Source organism: Klebsiella sp. H-Nf2, assembly GCF_002806645.1.
GTDB lineage: Bacteria > Pseudomonadota > Gammaproteobacteria > Enterobacterales > Enterobacteriaceae > Klebsiella > Klebsiella variicola.
The window spans coordinates 610,194-631,035 of record NZ_PIBL01000002.1; the positions used below are offsets into that span (position 1 = coordinate 610,194).

Here is a 20,842-nt window from a genome sequence, read left to right on the forward strand (position 1 = left end):
TCCGGCGTGACGCGCGCGGCCATCGCAGGCGTGCTGCTGGTGGCGCTATGGTTAGCGACCTGGTGGGCGGTGGCGCTGCCATGATTGAGCTGGAGCAGCTGGTCGCTGGCTATGACGGGGTGGCGATCACCCCTCCGCTGAGCGGGATGATATGCCCCGGCAGCCTGACGGCAATCGTTGGCCTCAATGGCTGCGGAAAATCAACCTTGCTAAAAACGCTCGCCGGGTTTCTTCCGCCAGTCAGTGGCCGCCTGCGCTGGCAGGGCAAACGGCCGGTGATTGGCTGGCTGGCGCAGCGCCATGCCCTCGAGTCGCAGTTTCCTCTCAATGTGCAGGATGTGGTGAGTCAGGGCGCATGGCCCGGCGTGTCGCTGCTACGCGGTCTGGGCGGCGATACCCGGCGACGTATCAGCGCGGTGCTGGAGCGGGTCGGGCTGGAGGGTCTGGCGAAATCGCCGATTGAGGCGCTCTCCGGCGGCCAGTTTCAGCGCATGCTGTTTGCCCGGGTGATGGTGCAGCAGGCGCCGCTGGTGATGCTCGACGAGCCCTTCACCGGCATCGACGAAGCGACCTGCCGCGAACTGATGGAATTGATCCTCGAGATGCATCAGCAGGGGCAGACCATCCTGGCGGTGCTGCATGATAACCAGCGGGTGGCCGACTTTTTCCCCGAGACGCTGCTGCTGACCGCCCAACGCGCCTGCTGGGGCGTCACCCGGGCGGTACTTCCGGCTTTCAGTCATGCGAGGTCGGCATGATCTGGCACACCTTCTTTCAGCCCTTTATTGAATTTGGTTTTATGCGCCGGGCCCTCGTGGTGTGTCTGGCGCTGTCGCTGAGCACCACCATGTTGGGCGTCTTCCTGCTGCTGCGGCGCATGAGCCTGATGGGCGATGCGCTGTCGCACGCCATTCTCCCCGGGGTGGCGGTGGGGTATCTGCTGAGTGGCATGTCGCTGCTGGCCATGACCCTGGGCGGCTTCATCGCCGGCATCGTGGTGGCGCTGGTGGCCGGGTGGGTGAGCCGGCGGACACCGTTAAAAGAGGACGCCAGCTTTGCCGGATTTTATCTGGGATCGCTGGCCCTGGGCGTCACCCTGGTGTCGCTACGCGGCTCCAGCGTCGACCTCCTGCATCTGTTGTTTGGCTCTATTCTGGCGGTCGATCGTGATGCGGCGCTGTTTGTCAGCGGCGTCGCCAGCCTGACGCTGCTGTGCATTGCGCTGTGCTACCGCGGTCTGGTCAGCGAGGCGTTCGACAGCGCCTGGCTGCAGGTGAATAACCCCCGACTGCCCGCGCTGCTGCATGGACTGTTTCTGGCGCTGCTGGTGCTTAACCTGGTGGCGGGGTTTCAGGTGCTCGGCACGCTGATGGCGGTAGGGGTGATGATGCTTCCGGCGGTTGCCGCACGCTGCTGGGCGCGAACGCTGCCGGGCATTCTGCTGCTGGCGGCGCTCTCCGGCGCACTCTGCGCCTGGCTGGGATTAAGTCTCTCCTGGGCGGTCGGTCTTCCCGCCGGGCCCGCCATCGTGCTGACCGCCAGCGCGCTGTTTTTTATTTCGCTGTTTTTTGGCACGCATAGCCGGCTGCTGGTCGGCTGGCGCAAATTGATGGGGTAAGGAAATGATGAAACGTAGTGCAATGGTTGTGGCGCTGGCATTGGGGCTGATGGCGCAGGGGGCGATGGCAAAAACGCTGAACGTGGTAAGCAGTTTTTCGGTGCTGGGTGATATGGTGCAGCAGGTCGGCGGCGAGCATGTCCATGTGGATACGCTGGTCGGCCCGGACGGCGATCCACATACCTTCGAACCTTCGCCGAAGGATAGTGCGCTGCTCAGCAAGGCCGACGTGGTGGTGGTCAACGGCCTGGGGCTGGAAGGGTGGCTGGATCGCCTGATTAAGGCCTCCGGTTTCAAGGGCGAGCTGGTGGTGGCGTCGAAAGGCGTCAAGACCCATACCCTTGATGAGGATGGTAAAACGGTGACCGATCCCCACGCCTGGAACAGCGCGGCGAACGGCGCGTTGTATGCGCAGAATATCCTCGATGGTCTGGTGAAAGCCGACCCGGAAGATAAAGCAGCGTTGACCAGCAGCGGCAAGCGCTATATCGACCAGTTGACGAACATCGACGGCTGGGCGAAAGCGCAGTTCAGCGCCATTCCGCTGGCAAAGCGCAAGGTCCTGACCAGCCATGACGCCTTCGGCTATTTTGGCCGGGCTTATCACGTGACCTTCCTCGCGCCGCAGGGACTCTCTTCAGAGAGCGAGGCCAGCGCGGCGCAGGTGGCGGCGCTGATTAAGCAAATCAAAGCGGATGGCGTCCATACCTGGTTTATGGAGAACCAGCTTGACCCGCGGCTGGTGAAGCAAATCGCCAACGCGACGGGCGCTCAGCCGGGGGGCGAACTCTATCCGGAGGCGCTCTCCGCACCGGGTGGCGTCGCGGATAGCTATGTGAAAATGATGCGTCATAACGTGGCGCTGATCGCCGCCAGCATGAAGTAATCGTGCGATTTATCATCCCGGCGTCGCCGGGATGACTCATTTTGGATGTCCCCTCGTAAATTCCACACCTCGTCCCCATATCTCTGTGGAAAGTGCTATCTTTGATGGCCTCTTTATCCAGACCAAAGCGGGGCGATAATGACCGATTCAGAATTAATGCAGCTAAGCGAGAAGGTGGGCCGGGCGCTGAAGGCGCGTGGTGCGACGGTGACCACGGCGGAATCCTGCACCGGCGGCTGGATAGCGAAAGCGCTCACCGATATTGCCGGTAGCTCAGCGTGGTTTGAACGCGGCTTTGTGACCTACAGCAACGAAGCCAAATCGCAAATGATCGGCGTCAGCGAAGCGACGCTGCGGGACAACGGCGCAGTGAGCGAACCGGTGGTGGTCGAGATGGCGATCGGCGCACTGCGCGCGGCGCGCGCGGACTATGCCATCTCCGTTAGCGGCGTCGCCGGGCCGGATGGCGGTAGCGACGAAAAGCCGGTCGGCACGGTGTGGTTTGGTGTCGCCAGCGTGAGCGGGCAAGGGGTGACGCGGCGGGAATGCTTTGCCGGAGACCGCGAAGCGGTGCGTCGTCAGGCGACGGCCTATGCGCTAAATCTGCTCTGGCAACAATTTCTACAAAACACTTGATACTGTATGACCATACAGTATAATTGCTTCAACTGAACAAATATTAACGGCGAAGCGAACACGCTTCACCCTGCATGATTAGGAGTAACAATGGCGATCGACGAAAACAAACAGAAAGCGTTGGCGGCTGCACTGGGCCAGATCGAAAAGCAATTCGGTAAAGGCTCCATCATGCGCCTGGGTGAAGACCGTTCTATGGACGTAGAAACCATCTCCACCGGCTCGCTTTCTCTGGATATTGCGCTTGGCGCCGGCGGTCTGCCAATGGGCCGTATCGTCGAGATCTACGGGCCGGAATCTTCCGGTAAAACCACCCTGACGTTGCAGGTTATCGCCGCAGCGCAGCGTGAAGGTAAAACCTGTGCGTTCATCGATGCCGAACACGCACTGGACCCGGTCTATGCGCGCAAACTGGGCGTGGATATCGACAACCTGCTGTGTTCTCAGCCGGACACCGGTGAGCAGGCGCTGGAAATCTGTGACGCGCTGGCGCGCTCCGGCGCGGTTGACGTTATCGTCGTCGACTCCGTCGCGGCGTTGACGCCGAAAGCGGAAATCGAAGGCGAAATCGGCGATTCTCACATGGGTCTCGCGGCGCGTATGATGAGCCAGGCGATGCGTAAGCTGGCGGGTAACCTGAAGCAGTCCAACACGCTGCTGATCTTCATCAACCAGATCCGTATGAAAATCGGCGTAATGTTCGGTAACCCGGAAACCACCACCGGCGGTAACGCGCTGAAGTTCTACGCCTCCGTGCGTCTGGATATCCGTCGCATCGGCGCGGTGAAAGAGGGCGACAACGTTGTCGGCAGCGAAACCCGCGTGAAAGTGGTGAAAAACAAAATCGCCGCGCCGTTCAAACAGGCTGAATTCCAGATCCTCTACGGTGAAGGCATCAACTTCTTCGGCGAGCTGGTTGACCTTGGCGTGAAAGAGAAGCTGATTGAGAAAGCAGGCGCCTGGTACAGCTACAACGGCGACAAAATTGGTCAGGGTAAAGCGAACGCGATCACCTGGCTGAAAGAGAACCCGGCGGCGGCGAAAGAAATTGAGAAGAAAGTTCGCGAACTGCTGCTCAACAACCAGGACTCTACGCCGGACTTCGCCGTTGACGGCAACGGCGCAGAAGAAACGGAACAAGATTTCTGATATCGTCTAACAGAGTGATAAAGGGCTGCTTATGCAGCCCTTTTGCTTTTCTTAGATTATTGAGGTGCCTGTGACTGAACCTTCATCACGCCGCTCCGGCTATGCTCGCCTGCTGGACCGCGCTATTCGCATTCTGGCCATGCGCGACCACAGCGAACAGGAGCTGCGGCGCAAACTGGCTGCTCCGGTAATGAGCAAAAATGGCCCCGAGGCGCTGGACGTCACCCCCGAAGAGCTGGAGCAGGTGGTTGCCTGGTGTATTGAAAACCGCTATCTCGACGATAATCGTTTTGTCGGCCAGTTCATCGCCAGCCGGAGCCGCAAAGGCTATGGCCCGGCGCGCATTCGCCAGGAGCTCAGCCAGAAAGGGATTGCCCGCCAGGCCGTTGAACAGGCGATGCGCGAATGTGATATCGACTGGGTGAGCCTTGCCAGGGAGCAGGCGCAGCGTAAATACGGCGAACCGTTACCTTCCGCCTTTACTGAAAAAGTGAAAGTTCAGCGATTCCTGCTCTACCGCGGCTACCTGATGGAAGATATCCAGGAAATCTGGCGAAATTTTGCAGATTGACCCATCGGGGATTTTACTTCGCCGTAAAGAAAACTTATCTTATTCCCACTTTATTCCGTCGGGCCGCTGGTTGTGACAGTACAGACAGCGTCCAGGGCGATTATTCCTTATACACAAAATCATTCAAGCTGCATCAGGGCGGCAAGAGAGAACATCTTCTGGAACGCACGTCAGTTCGGTGCCGGGAGAGCAAGCGCAGCCAGGACAGAGGCGACTTGAAGGATGACGTGTAGCTTGATTTCAGGATAATTATGAGCAAGAGCACCGCTGAGATCCGTCAGGCGTTTCTCGACTTTTTCCATAGTAAGGGACATCAGGTAGTTGCCAGCAGCTCCCTGGTGCCGCACAACGATCCAACCCTGCTGTTTACCAACGCCGGGATGAACCAGTTCAAGGATGTCTTCCTTGGCCTCGACAAACGTAATTATTCGCGCGCGACCACCGCGCAGCGTTGCGTGCGTGCGGGTGGTAAACACAACGATCTGGAAAACGTCGGTTACACCGCGCGTCACCACACCTTCTTTGAAATGCTGGGCAACTTCAGCTTCGGCGATTATTTCAAGCAGGATGCCATCAAATACGCATGGGAACTGCTGACCGGTGAAAACTGGTTCGCCCTGCCGAAAGAGAAGCTGTGGGTTACCGTTTACGAGACCGATGACGAAGCGTTCGACATCTGGGCTAACGAAGTGGGCGTTCCGCGCGAGCGGATTATCCGCATCGGCGACAACAAAGGCGCGGCGTTTGCTTCTGATAACTTCTGGCAGATGGGCGACACGGGGCCGTGCGGCCCGTGCACCGAAATCTTCTTTGACCACGGCGATCACATCTGGGGTGGCCCTCCGGGAAGCCCGGAAGAAGACGGCGACCGTTACATTGAGATCTGGAACATCGTCTTTATGCAGTTCAACCGTCAGGCTGACGGTACCATGGAGCCGCTGCCGAAGCCGTCCGTTGATACCGGTATGGGGCTGGAGCGTATTGCCGCCGTGCTGCAGCACGTTAACTCCAACTATGATATTGACCTGTTCCGCGATCTGATCGCCAGCGTGGCGAAAGTCACCGGCGCGACCGACCTGACGAACAAGTCGCTGCGCGTGATTGCCGACCACATTCGCTCCTGTGCGTTCCTGATCGCTGACGGTGTGATCCCGTCGAATGAAAACCGCGGCTACGTGCTGCGTCGCATCATTCGCCGCGCGATTCGCCACGGTAACATGCTGGGCGCGAAGGACACCTTCTTCTGGAAACTGGTTGCCCCGCTGATCGCCGTGATGGGTTCCGCCGGTGAAGAACTGAAACAGCAGCAGGCTCAGGTTGAGCAGGTGCTGAAAACCGAAGAAGAGCAGTTTGCCCGCACTCTGGAGCGCGGACTGGCGCTGCTGGATGAGGAGCTGTCGAAGCTGAAAGGCGACACGCTGGATGGCGAAACGGCCTTCCGTCTGTACGACACCTACGGCTTCCCGGTCGACCTGACTGCGGACGTGTGCCGCGAACGCAACATTAAAGTTGACGAAGCCGGCTTTGAAGCCGCCATGGAAGAGCAGCGCCGCCGCGCGCGCGAGTCCAGCGGTTTCGGCGCTGACTATAACGCGATGATCCGCGTTGATGGCGCCTCTGAATTTAAAGGTTACGACCATCTGGAGCTGAACGGCAAAGTCACCGCGCTGTTTATCGACGGTAAAGCGGTGGATAGCGTCAGCGCCGGCCAGGAAGCGGTGGTGATCCTCGATCAGACCCCGTTCTATGCAGAATCCGGCGGCCAGGTGGGCGATAAAGGCGAACTGAAAGGCGCGGGCTTCTCCTTCGCCGTCAGCGACACGCAGAAGTACGGCCAGGCCATTGGTCATATCGGTAAAGTCGCCAGCGGCTCCCTGAAAGTGGGTGACGCGGTGCAGGCCGATGTGGATGAGGCTCGCCGTCAGCGTATTCGTCTGAACCACTCCGCGACGCATCTGATGCACGCGGCGCTGCGCCAGGTGCTCGGCACCCATGTGGCGCAGAAAGGCTCGCTGGTTAACGATAAAGCGCTGCGCTTTGACTTCTCGCATTTCGAAGCGATGAAGCCGGAAGAAATTCGTGCAGTGGAAGATCTGGTGAACGCGCAGATCCGTCGTAACCTGGCTATCGAAACCAATATCATGGATATCGACGCCGCGCGCGCATCCGGCGCCATGGCGCTGTTCGGCGAGAAATACGATGACCGCGTCCGCGTGCTGCAGATGGGCGACTTCTCCACCGAACTGTGCGGCGGGACTCACGCGGCGCGTACCGGTGATATCGGCCTGTTCCGTATCACCTCAGAGTCCGGTACCGCCGCTGGCGTGCGCCGTATCGAAGCGGTAACCGGCGAAGGCGCGATAGCCATGCTGCACGCGCAGAGCGATCAGCTCAGCGATATCGCACAGCTGTTGAAGGGTGACAGCCACAATCTCGGCGAGAAAGTTCGCGCCGCGCTGGAGCGTACCCGTCAGCTGGAAAAAGAGCTGCAGCAGCTGAAAGAGCAGGCTGCGGCGCAGGAGAGCGCAAACCTCTCCAGCAAAGCGGAAGAGATTAACGGCGTTAAGCTGCTGGTCAGCGAGCTGGCCGGCGTGGAGCCGAAGATGCTGCGTACCATGGTTGATGATCTGAAGAACCAGCTGGGTTCGACGATTGTGGTGTTGGCTACGGTCGCAGACGGTAAAGTTTCCCTGATTGCCGGTGTGTCTAAGGATGTGACAGATCGCGTGAAAGCAGGGGAGCTGGTTGGTATGGTCGCTCAGCAGGTGGGCGGTAAAGGGGGCGGTCGTCCGGATATGGCGCAGGCCGGTGGTACCGATGCGTCTGCTCTCCCTGCAGCGTTAGCCAGTGTGAAAGGCTGGGTCAGCGCAAAACTGTAATAACTATAAACGCCTATACCCTAAGTAATTCGAGTTGCAGGAAGGCGGCGACGTAGCGAATCCCCAGGAACTTACTCAAGTAAGTGACTGGGGTGAGTGAGGAAAGCCAACACACATGCAACGTGAAGTATGACGGGTATAGGTGCCGTAACCTCGGGGGAACGGCACCTTGCGTCATAAGTACTGATAACGATAAAGTCGGGTTGAAATTGTGTATATCGGCTAAACTTAGGTTTAACAGAATGTGATGCCATGACTGCCTTATACCGCAAGGTATTTGTCATCGCTTACTTTTTGGCGTTATATGATGGATAATGCCGGGATACGAGAGACCCGACTCTTTTAATCTTTCAAGGAGCAAAGAATGCTGATTCTGACTCGTCGAGTTGGTGAGACCCTCATGATTGGAGATGAGGTCACTGTGACAGTTTTAGGGGTGAAGGGTAACCAGGTTCGTATTGGCGTAAACGCCCCTAAAGAAGTATCTGTTCACCGTGAAGAGATCTACCAGCGTATTCAGGCTGAAAAATCCCAGCAGTCCAGTTACTAAGGTTTCCGCGCCTCGCTGTCCAGTGAGGCGCATCCCTTCCCGCCGTTATTTTTGCCTTTTTCACTTTTTCCCCCTGCGCAATACCGGTTTTCATCACCCTTTGCCGCTTTGGCTGTTTGGCGTTATGTCAGCGCCAGGTCTGATTTCCTGTTGATAAATTGCCCTTTTTGCCGTTTTTGCACGCGAATTGCGTGCGAAGTGTGCAAACGAAAGAAGGTCTCGAAAAAGTGTTTGACTTATAAGTACCAGAAAGTAATATGTGCGCCATCGCAGCGACGAAGAGCAGAAACAAGTTCTTCAAAGCACTCGAAAGAGGCGTGTGTGTGGTGAGGTGGCCGAGAGGCTGAAGGCGCTCCCCTGCTAAGGGAGTATGCGGTCAAAAGCTGCATCCGGGGTTCGAATCCCCGCCTCACCGCCATTTTGCATCCGTAGCTCAGCTGGATAGAGTACTCGGCTACGAACCGAGCGGTCGGAGGTTCGAATCCTCCCGGATGCACCATATTCTCCTTAGTAACAGCGATATCGTTGTTGCAGGGGCTGCGAAATTATCGCCAGCACCAGGGAGGATAACGTTGAGTAAACAACGGCCCGTAGGGCGAGGCGCAGCCGAGTAATCCTCCCGGATGCACCATCTTCTTTCTGAATTAAGAGAGAAGAACGCTGTGAAAGCAGCGGCCCGCAGTGCGAGGCATAATCGAGTCACTCTACCGATTAGGCCATCATACTCAGTGTGGCATGTGTTAGTTGTGACACTGACGCGTAGTAAAGCAAGTTTCCCGATGCATCCGTAGCTCAGCTGGATAGAGTACTCGGCTACGAACCGAGCGGTCGGAGGTTCGAATCCTCCCGGATGCACCATTCTTTAATAAGAATGGCAAATCGCGAAATTTGATATCAGAATTACAGCAGTAATCCCGATGCATCCGTAGCTCAGCTGGATAGAGTACTCGGCTACGAACCGAGCGGTCGGAGGTTCGAATCCTCCCGGATGCACCATATCCTCCTTAATAACAGCGACGATGTTGTTTTACGGTCTGCGAAATTATCGCCAGCACCAGGGAGGATAACGTTGCGTAAGCAACGGCCCGTAGGGCGAGGCGCAGCCGAGTAATCCTCCCGGATGCACCATATTCTCCTTAGTAACAGCGACGATGTTGTTATCTGGTTTGCGAAACCATCGTAAGTGCCAGGAGAGTAACCCCGCAGTAAAATAGCTTTCCCGATGCATCCGTAGCTCAGCTGGATAGAGTACTCGGCTACGAACCGAGCGGTCGGAGGTTCGAATCCTCCCGGATGCACCATATTCTCCTTAATAACAGCGACGATGTTGTTTTACGGTCTGCGAAATTATCGCCAGCACCCTTTCGAATACACCATCCTCACTCTTCTCTCTCCATCCCGATTACCTCGTTTTCCATCACCGATTTCATCCTGACTTTTTTTATTGGCAAGCCGCGCTTTCCACTATAATTTATCCTTGTATATCAGCGTTATCAGGCTGAGATAAATGCAAGGAGAGAAATCCATGAAATGGTTCAAAGCAATACCTGCTTTTTGCGCGACGCTGCTGGTGGCGACGGCCCTTACTGGCTGTGCCGGTTCGTCCACCAAAGAAAGCACCGGCGGTTACATTGACGATACCGTGGTGACCACTAAGGTGAAAACGGCGCTCTTTAATGATAAAGAAATCAAGTCCTCAGAAATCAGCGTCCAGACCTTTAAAGGCCGCGTGCAGTTGAGCGGGTTTGTCTCCTCTGCTGATAGCGCTAAACGTGCGGTAGAAGTCACCCGTCGGGTGCAGGGCGTGCGAATGGTCGAGAACGATCTGCGTATTAAATAAGACCGGCTATCTGGTTTTATGCCTGAAGGCGCCTGAGGGCGCCTTTGTCGTTTAAGCCGCTGGCCGCGACAACGACGGGCTTTTGCGATAGAGTAACCATTCATTAACCGGTTGGTGAGAAGACAATGTACGAAGGTTACGCAGGACTGATCTTTGATATGGATGGCACCATTCTCGATACCGAGCCGACGCATCGTCAGGCATGGAACGAGGTGTTGGGCCGCTACGGTATGCGTTTCGACGAACAGGCGATGGTCGCGCTCAATGGCTCACCAACCTGGCGGATTGCCCAGGCGATTATTGAACTCAACCAAGCGGATCTCGATCCACATCGCCTGGCGCAGGAAAAAACCCAGGCGGTTAAGGCGATGCTGCTGGACAGCGTACGCCCATTGCCGCTGATTGAGGTGGTCAAGGCGTGGCATGGCCGTCGCCCGATGTCGGTGGGTACCGGCAGCGAAAGCGCCGTCGCCGAGGCACTGCTGGCGCACCTGGGCCTGCGTCATTACTTCACTGCGGTGGTGGCGGCCGATCATGTGGTCAACCATAAACCCGCGCCCGATACCTTCCTGCTGTGCGCCGAGCGCATGGGCGTCGCGCCGGAAAACTGCGTGGTCTTCGAAGATGCCGACTTTGGTCTGCAGGCGGCGAAGCGCGCAGGCATGGACGCTGTTGACGTGCGTTTGCTGTGAGCGACGCGCTGTCACTCACCTCGCTGTTTGCCAGTAGCTTTTTAAGCGCCACGCTGCTTCCCGGTAATTCGGAGGTTGTGCTGGTGGCTATGCTACTTGCAGGGGTCAGTCATCCATGGTGGTTAGTATTAATAGCAACAATCGGCAATAGCCTTGGAGGGGTAACTAACGTTATTCTGGGGCGCTTGTTTCCGCTGCGCAAAACCTCGCGCTGGCAGGAGCGGGCGACCGGCTGGCTTAAGCGCTACGGCGCGGTCACGCTCTTACTGAGCTGGGCGCCGGTTGTCGGTGATTTACTGTGTTTGCTGGCGGGATGGATGCGCATTTCCTGGGGACCGGTACTCTTTTTCTTATGCCTTGGTAAGGCGCTGCGCTATATCGTTATTGCGGCAGCGACGCTTCAGGGCATGACGTGGTGGCACTAATTGGACTGATAGTTCATCCATTACAATTATGCTTATTCAAACGATTTCGACAGGCGGGAGGTCAAATTGATCCCGGACGTATCACAGGCGCTGGCCTGGCTGGAAAAACATCCGCAGGCTCTGCAAGGTATTCAACGTGGTCTGGAGCGGGAAACGCTGCGCGTTAACGCCGACGGCACCCTTGCAACGACCGGTCACCCTCTGGCGTTAGGCTCAGCGCTGACGCATAAATGGATTACTACCGATTTTGCCGAAGCTTTACTCGAGTTCATTACGCCGGTAGATGGCGATATTGAGCATATGCTGACCTTTATGCGCGATGTCCATCGCTATACCGCGCGTCAGCTGGGCGACGAGCGGATGTGGCCGCTGAGTATGCCATGCTATATCGCTCCCGGTCAGGATATTGAGCTGGCGCAGTACGGCACCTCAAACGTGGGGCGTCTGAAAACGCTGTATCGCGAGGGGCTGAAGAACCGCTATGGCGCGCTGATGCAGACTATCTCCGGCGTGCACTATAACTTCTCGCTGCCGATGGCGTTCTGGCAGGCGAAGTGCGGCGTGGAAGACGTCGAAAGCGGTAAAGAAGCTATCTCGGCGGGCTATTTCCGCTCGATTCGTAACTACTATCGCTTTGGCTGGGTGATCCCTTATCTGTTTGGCGCTTCGCCGGCGATTTGCTCTTCGTTCCTGCAAGGGAAACCGACGACGCTGCCTTTTGAGGAAGCGGGTAACGGTATGTACTACCTGCCGTACGCCACCTCGCTGCGCCTTAGCGACCTCGGTTATACCAATAAGTCGCAAAGCAATCTCGGAATTACGTTTAACGATCTGCACGAGTATGTGGCAGGATTGAAGCGGGCGATTAAAACGCCGTCGGAAGAGTACGCCAAAATCGGGCTGCAGAAAGACGGCAAGTATCTGCAGATCAACAGCAATATCCTGCAGATTGAAAACGAACTCTATGCGCCGATCCGTCCGAAACGCGTCACCCGTCGGGGCGAAACCCCGTCCGATGCGCTGCTACGCGGCGGCATTGAGTACATTGAAGTGCGTTCGCTGGATATCAACCCGTTCTCGCCGATCGGCGTTGACGCCCAGCAGGTGCGTTTCCTCGATCTGTTTATGGTCTGGTGCGCGCTGGCCGACGCGCCGGAGATGAGCAGTGATGAGCTGCTGTGCACCCGCACCAACTGGAATCGGGTGATTCTGGAAGGGCGTAAGCCGGGCTTAACGCTGGGGATTGGCTGCGAAAGCGCGCAGTTCCCGTTGGCTCAGGTGGGCAAAGATCTGTTCCGCGATTTACGCCGCGTGGCGCAGACCCTTGACAGTATCCACGGTGGCCAGGCATATCAGCAGGTCTGCGACGAGCTGCTGGCCTGCTTTGACGATCCGGAATTAACCTTCTCAGCCCGCATTCTGCGTTCTATGATTGAAGAAGGGATTGGCGGCACTGGCCGTGCATTGGCGGATCGCTATCGGACGCAGCTGCGTGAAGAGCCGCTGGAGATCCTGAGCGAAGCCGATTTCATCGCGGAGCGCGAGGCATCGGTGGCGCGGCAGAAGAAAGTGGAAGCGGAAGACAGTGAGCCGTTTGAAGCGCTGCTGGCACGACACGCGTAGCCGCTGACGATACAAAAGAAAAAGGCCACATCAATGTGGCCAAACTTTCATCTCTGATTCAGGGATGATGATGATAATAAATGCGCGTCTTTCATATACTGAGACTCGCGGCTGAACAAAGAGTTCATTTTATTTTAAAAAAAATCACTCCCGGAGGTGACGAATGCCGTTGTTAGATAGTTTCACAGTCGACCATACCCGAATGGAAGCCCCAGCGGTGCGTGTCGCGAAGAAAATGAACACGCCGCATGGCGATGAAATCACCGTTTTCGATCTGCGCTTCTGCGTGCCGAACCAGGAAGTGATGCCGGAGCGCGGTATCCACACCCTGGAGCACCTGTTCGCGGGCTTTATGCGCGATCACCTGAACGGGAATGGCGTGGAAATTATCGACATTTCGCCGATGGGCTGCCGCACCGGGTTCTATATGAGCCTGATTGGTACGCCAGATGAGCAGCGCGTCGCTGACGCCTGGAAAGCGGCGATGGCCGATGTACTGAAGGTAAAAGATCAGAACCAGATCCCGGAGCTCAACGTTTACCAGTGCGGAACCTATACCATGCACTCGCTGGAAGAGGCCCAGGACATCGCTCGTCATATCATTGAGCGCGATGTGCGCATCAACAGCAACGACGAACTGGCGCTGCCGAAAGAAAAACTGCAGGAACTGCACATCTAGTGCTTCCGCCACGGCCCGACGCCTGTCGCCGGGCCGCTCTCCTGACGCCGCCATGACGACCACCACGACGTTCTCCTTTCAGCACCGCCCGCTGGTGCCTTTTGCCCATGATTATGCCCACGGTGACCAGGAAGACTGGCATCAGCATGACTGCGCCCAGCTGCTGCATATTTTAAGCGGCGTGGTGCGGGTCGCGACACCGGCAGGTTACTGGGTGGTGCCGCCCGGGCGCGGCGTCTGGCTGCCGGCGGGAACGCCGCACGCGCTGCGTATGACCGGCAACGTGGCGGCGCGCACGCTGTTTATCGATCCGCTGGCGCGCGCCGATCTCCCGGCGGGCTGCCAGATCGTACAGATCACGCCGCTGCTGCGGGAACTGATCGTCTCATCCCTGGGACTGGCCGAGCGCTATGCCCCCGCCAGCCGTGACGAACGGATTTATGAGCTGATCCTCGATGAGATCCGCGGGATGGCGATCCTGCCGTTTGGCCTGCCGGAACCGCAAAGCGACACGCTGCGTCGGCTATGTCAGCAGGTGCGTGAGACGCCGGGCGATGTCTGGAGCAGCGGCCAGGCGGCGAAGGCGTGCAGCATGAGTGAGCGAACGCTTAACCGCCATTTTCAGCAGCAGACTAGCCTGACGTGGAGCGAGTGGGTGCGCCGGGCGAAGCTAATGGAAGCGCTGATTCGCCTGGCGCAGGGTCACTCCGTGCTGCGGGTGGCGCTGGAGCTGGGCTACGGCAGCCACAGCGCCTTCAGCGCCATGTTTCGTCGGGTGATGGGCGTTGCTCCCAGCGACTATTTTCGCCCTCCGACCTGATCGGCGACGCTGATCGCATTGCACAATGCCTGCAGCGAAGCGCGCGCCACGTCATTATCAATCCCTACCCCCCAGTAGCTTTCACCTTGCGGAAAAACGCAGCGGATATAGGCGACCGACCGACTGTCGCTGCGCGCGCCAAGGGTATGCTCATGGTAGTCCTTGATCATAAACGGCTGTCTGAGCAGTGCGCTGAGGCCGCTGGCGGCGGCCGACAGCAGGCCGTTGCCCTGGCCCTGCAGACGTCGGGTTTCGCCGTGGTGTCGCAGCGTCGCCTGCAGCGAAAGCTGGCCATCCTGTTGGCTGGCGCTCTGATAATCAAGCAGCGTCAGCGCAGGCTGCGCCAGCAGGCCGTAGCGCGTGCGGAACAGCTGCCACAGCGCGTGGTGGGTCATCTCTTTGCCGTCGCTATCGGTCGCCTGCTGTACATGCTGACTGAAGTCCTGCTGCAGCCCGCGGGGCAGCTTGAGACCATGATTTTGTTCGATAAGCCAGGCGCTACCGCTTTTCCCCGACTGGCTGTTGACGCGGATCACCGCCTCATAGCTACAGCCAATATCCTGTGGGTCAATGGGCAGGTAGGGCATCTGCCATGGATCGCCAGGCTGACGGGCATCAAACCCTTTTTTGATCGCATCCTGATGGGAGCCGGAGAAGGCGGTGTAAGCCAGACTTCCCGCCCACGGGTGGCGCGGGTGAACGGGGATCTGGTTGCAGTTTTCCACCACCTCCACCACCCGGTTCATCTGCTCGAAGCGAAGCTGGGGGTCGATGCCTTGGCTGTAGAGGTTCATGGCCAGCGTGACCAGGCAGACGTTGCCGGTGCGTTCGCCATTGCCAAACAGGCAGCCTTCCACCCGATCGGCGCCGGCCATCACCGCCAGCTCGGCGCTGGCGACACCGGTCCCGCGGTCGTTATGCGGGTGCACGCTGATGCAGACTTCGCCGCGGCGGGAGAAGTGGCGGCAAAAATACTCGATCTGATCGGCATACACGTTGGGGGTGTTCACTTCCACCGTCGCCGGCAGATTGACGATCATCGGCCGTTCGGCGCAGGGCTGCCAGACGTCCGCCACCGCCTCGCAAATCTCAAGTGCAAACTCGGGTTCGGTAAAGCAGAAGGTCTCTGGTGAGTATTCGTATTGCCAGCGGGTCTCCGACTGCTGTTCGCACTGCTGGCGGATAAGTCGGGTGGCGCGGGTCGCCAGGGCGATCACTTCGGCTTTATCCATCCCGAAGACCAGCTCGCGAAACAGCGGCGCGGTGGCATTGTAGAGGTGGACGGTGGCCTGGCGGGCGCCGCGCAGCGCCTCAAAGGTGCGCAGGATCAGCGGATCCCGCGCCTGGGTCAGCACCTGGATGGTGACATCTTCCGGGATGCGCTGCTCGTCGATCAGCTGGCGGACGAAGTTGAAATCGGTTTGCGAAGCGGAAGGGAAGGCGACCTCAATCTCTTTAAAGCCGCACTCCAGCAGCAGATCCCAGAACTGCAGTTTGCGGGCGCTGTCCATGGGCTCCGCCAGCGCCTGGTTGCCGTCGCGCAGGTCGGTCGACAGCCAGCGCGGGGCGTGGCTGATTTGCCGGTCGGGCCAGCGGCGGTCCGGCAGGGCAATCGGCGGATAGGGACGGTACTTTTCAGCAGGATGGCTCAGCATAGTATTCTCCTTAATGGTCAGCCTTTATCCTGCCCTAGCGCCGGGTGGCGGGCTTTCGCAAACGAGACAGAAACTAGCGAGAATTGGACAATCTGACGCCATAAAAAAGGGACCCGCAGGTCCCTTAGTCTGATGCTTAGTGTGCGCCCCCACCGCCGCCGCCGGCGCTGAATGGCGGCCTGGCGAACCACACCAGGCTGAGCAGAAGAATAAAGATCCCCGCCGAGACCCAGAAGATTTCATTGGCGGAGATAATCAACCCCTGGTTGGTTATCTGCTGTGCTATCCAGCCGGAAGCCTGCTGCTGGGTCATTCCCATGCCCTGCAGCTGATCGTACATCTGCTGGGCGTTGGGGTTGAACGGCGTCACCGACTCGGTGAGCTGCGCATGGTGCAGCGCCTCACGGTTGGTCCACATGGTGGTGGTGATCGAGGTCCCGATGGAGCCGGCCAGAGTTCGGGTAAAGTTCGACAAGCTCGACGCCGCCGCCAGCCGCTCCGGCGGCAGGCCGGAGAGGGTGATGGTGGTCAATGGCATGAAGAAGCAGGCTACCGCGAAGCCCTGGATAAACTGCGGCCACGCCGAAGCACCAAAGTCCATACCCGGTTCAAAGGTCCACGCGCGCCAGTAGAAGCACACCGCATACATAATAAAGCTGAAGGTCACCAGCCGCCGCATATCGAGCTTATGCGCAAAGCGGCCGATGATTGGCGACAGAATAACCGGGATCACCCCCACCGGCGCCGACGCCAGACCTGCCCAGGTGGCGGTGTAGCCGTAGACCTCCTGCAACAGTTGCGGCAGCAGCACGATGGCGCCGAAGTAGAGCATATAGGCCAGGCTGATACACAAACAGCCGATGGTGAAGTTGCGTGACTTAAACAGCGAGAGGTCGACTATCGGGTTATCGTCGGTCAGCTCCCAGACAATCAGGAAGCTTATCGCCACCACCGCCACGATGGTCAGGATGATAATCTCGTTGGAAGCGAACCAGTCGAGCTCTTTACCGCGGTCGAGCATCACCTGCAGGCTACCGATACCGATGATCAGCAGGGCGAGACCCACGCCGTCGATGCGCCGTTGTTCGGTGCGGGTTTCACGGTTGCGCAGGGTTTGCAGGGTCATGATCACCACCGCCACGCCAATCGGCACGTTGATGAAGAAGATCCAGCCCCAGTGATAGTTATCGCTGATATAGCCGCCGAGAATCGGGCCACAGATCGGCGCGACGATCACGGTCATTGACCACAGGGCCAGCGCAATCGACCGCTTCGCCGGCGGGTAGTTGCTGAGCAACAGGCTCTGCGACAGCGGGATCAGCGGACCGGCGACGATCCCCTGAATGACGCGGAAGAAAATCAGCATCGTCAGGCTGTTCGACACCCCGCAGGCCCAGGAGGCGATAGCGAATGCCACCGTCGACCAGACGAAGAGCTTCACCTCGCCGACGCGCTTCGCCAGCCAGCCGGTAATGGGGATGGAGATGGCGTTGGCCACCCCGAACGAGGTGATGACCCAGGTTCCCTGGCTCAGCGACGAGCCAAGGTTACCGGCGATGGTCGGAATCGCCACGTTGGCGATAGTGGAGTCCAGCACCTGCATGAACGTCGCCAGCGACAGTGCAATGGTCATAATGACCAGTTGCGCGCCTTCGAGCGGTTTTTGCTGTTGCATTACGCTCACCCCGAATTATCCGGCGTTGGCCTGGATGATACCGTCGATCAGTTTATTGACCGGCTCAAGCGCAATTTCGCGGGCATTGCTCTCGTAGACCGGGGAGCTTCGCACCTGGCTGGCCAGCATTTCGCCATCGCGATCGGTGGTGTTGACTTCCACCAGCGTGGAGAGGCCGATGCGCAGCGGGTGTTCCGCCAGCTGTTTTTCATCCAGCTCGATGCGGACCGGCAGGCGCTGTACCACTTTGATCCAGTTACCGGTGGCGTTCTGCGCCGGCAGCAGGGAGAAGGCGCTGCCGGTGCCCATATCGAGGCCGACCACTTTGCCGGTGTACTTCACGTCATCGCCATAGATGTCGCTGATCACGGTAGCCGGCTGGCCGATGCGCATGTGCGCCAGCTGGGTCTCTTTAAAGTTGGCGTCGATCCACAGGTTGGTCGCCGGGACCACCGCCATCAGCGGCGTGGTGGTGCCAATCTGCGCCCCAGGCTGTACCGAGCGACGGGAAACGTAGCCGCTAATCGGGCTGACGATTTGCGTACGCTGCAGGGCCAGCCAGGCGTTACGTACTTCGGTGGCCGCCTGCAGCACCGCCGGCTGCTGTTCCAGTTTGGTGCCCAGCACGATCGCCTGGTTGGCGTTGTATTGCTGGATTGCCACGTCGAGTTCGGCCTGCGCGCTGGCGACGGTATCGCGGGCGTGCTGCAGCTCTTCGCGGCCAATCAGGTTCGCGGCGCCCAGCGGGATGCGGCGATTCAGGTCTGCCTGCGCCTGGGCGAGGGCGGTTTTTTTGACGTCGATGTTCGCCTGCAATTGCTTGCTGTTGATCATCTGCTGGCGGGTCTGACGGACGCTGGCGGCCAGCTGCGTTTTGGCTTTCTCAAACGCCTGCTGGGCATCGGTCTGATCGAGCGTCACCAGCGGATCGCCTTTCTGCACGTAGTCCGTGTTGTCTGCCCAGACTTTGGTCACGCTGCCCGAGACCTGGGCCATAATTTGTACCTGGTTCCCTGCCACGTAGGCATCGTCGGTCTCTTCGTAGTGACGCAGTACCAGAAACCAGTAAATCCCATATGCCACGGCAATAATAATAAAGAGCAATGTCAGCAACAGGAGTGCGCCTTTGCGCTTTCCTTTTTTGCTGCCTGGTTGCTGCGGGGTTTGGCTCTCCGCATTTGCGCTCATGTTATTCTCCACGATCTTATTATTTCACATCGGCTGAGCCGACCTGTTTATCAGAAAGGCCAGCAGAGATCTGCTGGCCTGGCTGTTTTCCTTGCAACGTAAAAATGGGTTGAGCGACGCTGCCCTTAGCGTAGAGAGTCCGCCAGCACGCCTTCTTCTTCCATCTGGTCAAGGCGGCTCAGGAGTTTGCGGGTGATATGTTCGAGCTGATCTTTTTCGCTGGTGCTGAGTGAAGACCACAGCTGATGCAGGCAGTTATGCTGCGGTGGCAGGACTTCACGCAAAAACTGATGGCCCTTTTCGGTCAGCTGCAGATGCAGACAGCGGCGATCGTTATCGCTCTCGCGGCGTTCAATCCAGCCGCGTTTTTCCAGTTCATCAGCGATACGGGTGGCGTTGGTACGCGACGAGCCCAGCGCGCAGCTTAGCTCGGACGGCTGAATGCTGTGGTTTTCCTGCGACTCCAGCGTAATCAGCGCCATAAATAATGTCTCGTTAATTCCCTGCGCTTTGAGCATTTTATTGCGGTTTTCCAGCAGCTTACCTTGCATGTGCATGCAAAGACGAGTTAACAGGATCTCCTGGAACGGGAAATCTTCATGGCGGCTGGCGCGGAATTTGAGCATTTGCTCAATGGGAGTAAACGAACTATCCATTTGGGTATGACCTCATTAATTACAGCCGATATAATAACTATTGTGACAAATAAATCAAATGAATTATTGACTAAAATTGATACGTAAGGCTTAGAGTCCGCTGGTGATTTTCCATGCCAGACCATAGGCCAACGCCGACAGCAGCGTCGGCACAATAATGCTGCGGGTTTTCCAGAAGGCGGCCCCCAGCACCAGGAAGCCGATCAGCGTCGGCGCCAGACGATGGGCATCGGCGAGGATCTCCGGCACGCTGGAGACCACCAGAAGCGCGCAAATCGAGGCGATGCCAATGGTATCCAGCAGCACGCTGACCGGGCCACGGCGGGCAGGCCGGGCATGGCCCGCGCGCAGACGCAGGGGAAGATAGCGAAACAGATAATTCACGCTGCCGACAATCACCCCGAGCAGAAGGACTTCACTGTTCATCCGGCATCCCCTTCAGCATGGCCTGGACCAGCGCCGTCAGACACCCGCAGACAATCCCGGCGAGGATCGCCGCCGGAATGGAAAATAACAGAATGCCGCCCAGCGCGCCTGCCAGAGCTGCCGTGACGCAGAGTGACTGCTGGCGCTGGAATGAGGCCAGCAGGAAGCTCATAAACAGCGCCGGCAGCATAAAGCCGAGCGCGGCTTCCACCGCGGGATAATCCACCAGCAGGCCGTTGCCGGACCAGGCGCCGGCCAGCGTGCCGCACACCCACGACGCCCACGAGGTAAAAGCGAGACCGAGCATCCAGTTTTCGCTCCAGCGGCGGTTATCGCGGACCAGCCTGGCGGTGGCCGCGGCGAAAACCTCATCGGTCAGGCCGAAGGCCCAGAGGGCGGTTTTCTTTTTATCCAGCGTCGAGCGAATGCGGCTGCGCAATGAGGGGCCATACAGCACATGACGGACATCCATCGCCATCACCGTCAGGGCTGCGACCCACAGTGAACTGCCGGCGGCCAGCATGGCGGTGATCACAAACTGGCTGGCGCCAGCGTAAATAATGCAGGAGAAAAACAGGCTTTCCAGCGGGCTGAATCCCAGCCGGGTGGCGTTTAGTCCGAAGGCGAAAGCCACCGGCAGGTAGCTGATAACGATGGGGAGGCTGTCTTTGATGCCTTCGCCAACCGTGGCGACACGTTCAGGTAAGGCACAGGTTAAGGGCGCGGGGTTTTCCATATGAATAACTTATCGCTGGATCCATGAGAAGGTGGCAATTTGACCGATGGGTCCACCTTAACAGAGCGCGGCGCGCCTTAACACTATGAAAATGACCGCAATCCGTTTTTCCGCAACCTGTGTTGCATGCTGGAGGGG

20 protein-coding genes, 5 tRNA genes and 1 other RNA gene are annotated in these 20,842 nt (G+C 58.3%); 20 read left to right on the forward strand and 6 right to left on the reverse strand.

What is annotated here, in order from left to right:
• Positions 1–47: 47 nt before the first annotated feature.
• From CWM58_RS09710 to CWM58_RS09810, 20 genes are all read left to right on the forward strand, one after another.
• Complete coding sequence (locus CWM58_RS09710; protein WP_165785753.1) at positions 48–758, forward strand: metal ABC transporter ATP-binding protein; 711 nt, start codon at positions 48–50, stop codon at positions 756–758.
• On the forward strand, positions 755–1,618 hold the full coding sequence (locus tag CWM58_RS09715; RefSeq protein ID WP_100631381.1) for a metal ABC transporter permease: 864 nt from the start codon (positions 755–757) through the stop codon (positions 1,616–1,618). Before CWM58_RS09710 ends, CWM58_RS09715 begins: the two co-directional genes overlap by 4 nt.
• A 7-nt stretch (positions 1,619–1,625) precedes the next feature.
• Complete coding sequence (locus CWM58_RS09720) at positions 1,626–2,504, forward strand: metal ABC transporter substrate-binding protein (RefSeq protein WP_100680833.1); 879 nt, start codon at positions 1,626–1,628, stop codon at positions 2,502–2,504.
• Between the two features lie 138 nt (positions 2,505–2,642).
• Positions 2,643–3,140: a nicotinamide-nucleotide amidase gene (gene pncC, locus CWM58_RS09725; RefSeq protein WP_061153572.1), complete on the forward strand. Its 498-nt coding sequence runs from the start codon at positions 2,643–2,645 to the stop codon at positions 3,138–3,140.
• Between the two features lie 90 nt (positions 3,141–3,230).
• A complete protein-coding gene (gene recA, locus CWM58_RS09730; protein WP_061153573.1) occupies positions 3,231–4,289 on the forward strand; it encodes a recombinase RecA in 1,059 nt (352 codons plus the stop codon).
• Between the two features lie 70 nt (positions 4,290–4,359).
• A complete protein-coding gene (gene recX / locus CWM58_RS09735; RefSeq protein ID WP_061153574.1) occupies positions 4,360–4,860 on the forward strand; it encodes a recombination regulator RecX in 501 nt (166 codons plus the stop codon).
• A gap of 251 nt (positions 4,861–5,111) precedes the next feature.
• The gene (gene alaS / locus CWM58_RS09740) at positions 5,112–7,739 is read left to right on the forward strand and encodes an alanine--tRNA ligase (protein ID WP_100675862.1); all 2,628 of its coding nucleotides are present in this window, start codon (positions 5,112–5,114) and stop codon (positions 7,737–7,739) included.
• A 364-nt stretch (positions 7,740–8,103) separates the two neighbouring features.
• The gene (csrA, locus tag CWM58_RS09750; RefSeq protein ID WP_000906486.1) at positions 8,104–8,289 is read left to right on the forward strand and encodes a carbon storage regulator CsrA; all 186 of its coding nucleotides are present in this window, start codon (positions 8,104–8,106) and stop codon (positions 8,287–8,289) included.
• Positions 8,290–8,614: 325 nt separating this feature from the next.
• Positions 8,615–8,707, forward strand: a tRNA-Ser gene (locus tag CWM58_RS09755).
• 4 nt (positions 8,708–8,711) lie between these two features.
• Positions 8,712–8,788, forward strand: a tRNA-Arg gene (locus CWM58_RS09760).
• A gap of 282 nt (positions 8,789–9,070) precedes the next feature.
• A tRNA-Arg gene (locus tag CWM58_RS09765) sits at positions 9,071–9,147 on the forward strand.
• Between the two features lie 61 nt (positions 9,148–9,208).
• Positions 9,209–9,285 (forward strand) — tRNA-Arg (locus CWM58_RS09770).
• 1 nt (position 9,286) lies between these two features.
• Positions 9,287–9,417: non-coding RNA, RtT sRNA (locus CWM58_RS09775), on the forward strand.
• 96 nt (positions 9,418–9,513) lie between these two features.
• Positions 9,514–9,590 (forward strand) — tRNA-Arg (locus tag CWM58_RS09780).
• A 224-nt stretch (positions 9,591–9,814) separates the two neighbouring features.
• A complete protein-coding gene (locus CWM58_RS09785) occupies positions 9,815–10,129 on the forward strand; it encodes a BON domain-containing protein (RefSeq protein ID WP_061153576.1) in 315 nt (104 codons plus the stop codon).
• 125 nt (positions 10,130–10,254) lie between these two features.
• Complete coding sequence (yqaB, locus tag CWM58_RS09790; protein WP_061153577.1) at positions 10,255–10,821, forward strand: fructose-1-phosphate/6-phosphogluconate phosphatase; 567 nt, start codon at positions 10,255–10,257, stop codon at positions 10,819–10,821.
• The gene (locus tag CWM58_RS09795) at positions 10,818–11,246 is read left to right on the forward strand and encodes a YqaA family protein (protein WP_100680835.1); all 429 of its coding nucleotides are present in this window, start codon (positions 10,818–10,820) and stop codon (positions 11,244–11,246) included. Before yqaB ends, CWM58_RS09795 begins: the two co-directional genes overlap by 4 nt.
• A 66-nt stretch (positions 11,247–11,312) precedes the next feature.
• The gene (gshA, locus tag CWM58_RS09800; protein WP_008806148.1) at positions 11,313–12,869 is read left to right on the forward strand and encodes a glutamate--cysteine ligase; all 1,557 of its coding nucleotides are present in this window, start codon (positions 11,313–11,315) and stop codon (positions 12,867–12,869) included.
• A 163-nt stretch (positions 12,870–13,032) separates the two neighbouring features.
• Positions 13,033–13,548, forward strand: coding sequence for an S-ribosylhomocysteine lyase (gene luxS, locus CWM58_RS09805; RefSeq protein ID WP_002914351.1), 516 nt, complete (start codon positions 13,033–13,035; stop codon positions 13,546–13,548).
• A gap of 52 nt (positions 13,549–13,600) precedes the next feature.
• Positions 13,601–14,368: an AraC family transcriptional regulator gene (locus tag CWM58_RS09810; protein ID WP_074387786.1), complete on the forward strand. Its 768-nt coding sequence runs from the start codon at positions 13,601–13,603 to the stop codon at positions 14,366–14,368.
• Here the strand turns inward: CWM58_RS09810 and leuA are convergent.
• From leuA to CWM58_RS09840, 6 genes are all read right to left on the reverse strand, one after another.
• Entirely contained in the window at positions 14,347–16,023 is a 1,677-nt protein-coding gene (leuA, locus tag CWM58_RS09815) for a 2-isopropylmalate synthase (RefSeq protein WP_061153579.1), read from the reverse strand. The genes CWM58_RS09810 and leuA overlap by 22 nt on opposite strands.
• A gap of 136 nt (positions 16,024–16,159) precedes the next feature.
• Entirely contained in the window at positions 16,160–17,698 is a 1,539-nt protein-coding gene (gene emrB / locus CWM58_RS09820) for a multidrug efflux MFS transporter permease subunit EmrB (RefSeq protein ID WP_061153580.1), read from the reverse strand.
• A 15-nt stretch (positions 17,699–17,713) separates the two neighbouring features.
• Positions 17,714–18,886 carry a multidrug efflux MFS transporter periplasmic adaptor subunit EmrA gene (gene emrA / locus CWM58_RS09825; protein ID WP_061153581.1) on the reverse strand — a complete coding sequence of 391 codons (1,173 nt, stop codon included), beginning with the start codon at positions 18,884–18,886 and terminating at the stop codon, positions 17,714–17,716.
• Between the two features lie 125 nt (positions 18,887–19,011).
• Complete coding sequence (gene mprA, locus CWM58_RS09830; RefSeq protein WP_002914337.1) at positions 19,012–19,542, reverse strand: transcriptional repressor MprA; 531 nt, start codon at positions 19,540–19,542, stop codon at positions 19,012–19,014.
• A gap of 90 nt (positions 19,543–19,632) precedes the next feature.
• Positions 19,633–19,968, reverse strand: a complete 336-nt coding sequence (gene ygaH, locus CWM58_RS09835) for an L-valine transporter subunit YgaH (protein WP_008806143.1) — start codon at positions 19,966–19,968, stop codon at positions 19,633–19,635.
• The gene (locus CWM58_RS09840; protein WP_061153582.1) at positions 19,958–20,704 is read right to left on the reverse strand and encodes an AzlC family ABC transporter permease; all 747 of its coding nucleotides are present in this window, start codon (positions 20,702–20,704) and stop codon (positions 19,958–19,960) included. Before CWM58_RS09840 ends, ygaH begins: the two co-directional genes overlap by 11 nt.
• Positions 20,705–20,842: the final 138 nt, after the last annotated feature.